Source organism: Aeromonas sp. R4-3 (assembly GCF_040908275.1).
GTDB classification, from domain to species: domain Bacteria; phylum Pseudomonadota; class Gammaproteobacteria; order Enterobacterales; family Aeromonadaceae; genus Aeromonas; species Aeromonas rivipollensis.
Genome location: NZ_JBFODK010000046.1, coordinates 1 through 2,082, shown reverse-complemented (window position 1 = coordinate 2,082; position 2,082 = coordinate 1). Strand labels below are relative to the sequence as shown.

Genomic DNA, 2,082 nt, shown 5'->3' with positions numbered 1-2,082 from the left:
ACCATCGGCCACGTTGACCACGGTAAAACCACCCTGACCGCCGCCATCACCAACGTGCTGGCCAAGCACTTCGGTGGTAAAGCTTTCGCCTTCGACCAGATCGACAAGGCGCCGGAAGAGCGTGAGCGTGGTATCACCATCAACACCTCCCACGTAGAATACGACACCGCTATCCGTCACTACGCCCACGTAGATTGCCCGGGTCACGCCGACTACGTTAAGAACATGATCACCGGTGCTGCCCAGATGGACGGCGCGATTCTGGTAGTAGCCGCGACTGACGGCCCGATGCCGCAAACTCGTGAGCACATCCTGCTGGGTCGCCAGGTTGGCATCCCGTACATGATCGTGTTCATGAACAAGTGCGACATGGTAGATGACGAAGAGCTGCTCGAACTGGTCGAGATGGAAGTTCGTGAACTGCTGACCGAGTACGACTTCCCGGGTGATGACCTGCCGGTAGTTCGTGGTTCCGCGCTGAAAGCGCTGGAAGGCGACGCTGCATGGGAAGAGAAGATCATCGAGCTGGCTCACCACCTGGATACCTACATCCCGGAGCCGGAGCGTGCCATTGACCAGCCGTTCCTGATGCCTATCGAAGACGTCTTCTCCATCGCTGGCCGTGGTACCGTTGTTACCGGTCGTGTAGAGCGCGGTATCGTCAAGGTCGGTGAGACTGTAGAAATCGTCGGTATCAAAGACACCGTTTCTACCACCTGTACCGGTGTTGAAATGTTCCGCAAACTGCTGGACGAAGGCCGTGCTGGTGAGAACGTTGGCGCCCTGCTGCGTGGCGTGAAGCGTGAAGAAGTTGAGCGTGGTCAAGTACTGGCCAAGCCGGGCTCCATCAAGCCGCACACCAAGTTCGAATCCGAAGTGTACGTGCTGTCCAAAGAAGAAGGTGGTCGTCATACCCCGTTCTTCAAGGGCTACCGTCCGCAGTTCTACTTCCGTACTACCGACGTGACCGGTACCATCGAACTGCCGGAAGGCGTTGAAATGGTAATGCCAGGCGACAACATCAAAATGGTTGTTACCCTGATCGCTCCGATCGCGATGGACGACGGTCTGCGTTTCGCTATCCGTGAAGGTGGCCGTACCGTAGGTGCTGGTGTTGTAGCTAAAGTTATCGCTTAATCGATACTTTAAATGCACACATGAAAGGGGTGGCTTCGGCTGCCCCTTTTATTTTTTGGGGCGTTATTCCCCCAGTGAGACACTTTTCAAACATCTATTACCGAGGTAGTGCCCGTGAGTAAACCCGCCATTTTTCTGGATCGTGACGGAGTCATCAACGAAGACACCGGTTATGTCAGCCAGGTCGATGACTTCCATTTTCTGCCCGGGGTGATCGAAGCCCTGCAACTGCTGAAGAAGAAGGGCTATCTGTTGATCGTCGTCACCAACCAGTCCGGCATCGCCCGCGGCTACTTTAGTGAAGACGACTTCATGAACCTGACCGAGTGGATGGACTGGTCACTGGCTGACCGGGACGTTGACCTCGATGGCATCTATTTCTGCCCCCATCACCCGGATCACGGCGCTCCCTGCGATTGCCGCAAACCTGCACCCGGCATGCTGCTGTTGGCGCAACAGGAGCTGGGCATCGACATGGCGCTTTCTTATATGGTGGGTGACAAGCCTTCCGACCTGAAGGCGGCCATCAATGCCGGGGTCGGACACAAGGTGATGGTACGCACCGGCAAGGCAGTGACTGACGAGGGCACTGCACTGGCTGATACCATCTATGACAATCTGCACGATTTTGCCGTTTCAGCACCTGTCGCGGGCTGATTTCGTTCGCTTAATATGCGTATTGGTGGCTTTGTGAGCGAACGGTTGATGAAAGCCATCTTTTTGCAATTATCTGCTTGCCAGAAAGTTTCAGCTCCCTATAATGCGCCTCCATCGACAGGGCAAGCGGCAACGCAAACAACCTCGTCGATAACCTCGAAAAGCCTTTGAAAATAAGGCTTGACTCGAGAAGGCGGTTGAGTAGAATTCCACTCCCGCAGCAACGAACTGTTGCGTCGCTCTTTAACAATTTGAATCAAGCAATCTGTGTGGGCACTCACAGCATCG

At 54.9% G+C, this 2,082-nt stretch carries 3 protein-coding genes; 2 read left to right on the top strand and 1 reads right to left on the bottom strand.

Going from position 1 to position 2,082, the window contains the following annotated elements; translation table 11 throughout:
* Positions 1-1,137, top strand: a 1,137-nt coding sequence (gene tuf / locus AB5Y91_RS14200) for an elongation factor Tu (protein ID WP_368169043.1), incomplete at its 5' end; no start/stop codon positions are given.
* Between the two features lie 114 nt (positions 1,138-1,251).
* The gene (gene gmhB, locus AB5Y91_RS14195) at positions 1,252-1,794 is read left to right on the top strand and encodes a D-glycero-beta-D-manno-heptose 1,7-bisphosphate 7-phosphatase (protein ID WP_368170095.1); all 543 of its coding nucleotides are present in this window, start codon (positions 1,252-1,254) and stop codon (positions 1,792-1,794) included.
* 98 nt (positions 1,795-1,892) lie between these two features.
* Here the strand turns inward: gmhB and AB5Y91_RS14190 are convergent.
* Positions 1,893-2,082 (bottom strand): hypothetical protein (locus tag AB5Y91_RS14190; RefSeq protein ID WP_368170094.1); only part of this gene is annotated, 190 nt, incomplete at its 5' end.